A 409-nucleotide genomic window follows, 5' to 3' on the forward strand; every position below is an offset into this window, starting at 1 on the left:
CGCGGCTCGGCTTAATTCAGGCGTTAGGCCTCATGCAGGATTTCGATCGCTTACCGACCAAGAGCGAACGCTTCGTCGGAGTATTCGCCTCTTTGCTCTTATGCGTCGCAATGGGGGCAGCCTCCTATTTCTCGGCTCGCCTCCTCCTGGCCGGGAAGACGGACACATTTGTTGTCGTAGGGCTGGTTATTGGCTTGGTTCTATTCCTTTGGTCAGGCCGGGTCTTTTTGCGCTTTGTGTTTGGATCACCGCGGGTTTCAGGTCCAATTGGCCAACTAGTGGTTGGCTTGCTCCTCGCGGCCACCGGCTTATCCATGGTTATTGCTCACTTTGCCCTAGACGTCCAAGATGGCCACGGACGTATAGGTGTGGCTGGTGCCGGCCTCGCTCTAGGCGTTGGCCTTGTTAA

At 56.2% G+C, this 409-nt stretch carries 1 protein-coding gene; it reads left to right on the forward strand.

All coding sequences use genetic code 11. The features are described 5' to 3' along the window. Positions 1-32: 32 nt before the first annotated feature. A partial coding sequence (locus tag D0Y53_RS13165) for a hypothetical protein (RefSeq protein ID WP_233511783.1) occupies positions 33-409 on the forward strand: 377 nt, incomplete at its 3' end.

Source organism: Cognatiluteimonas weifangensis (genome assembly GCF_003416885.1).
GTDB lineage: Bacteria > Pseudomonadota > Gammaproteobacteria > Xanthomonadales > Xanthomonadaceae > Cognatiluteimonas > Cognatiluteimonas weifangensis.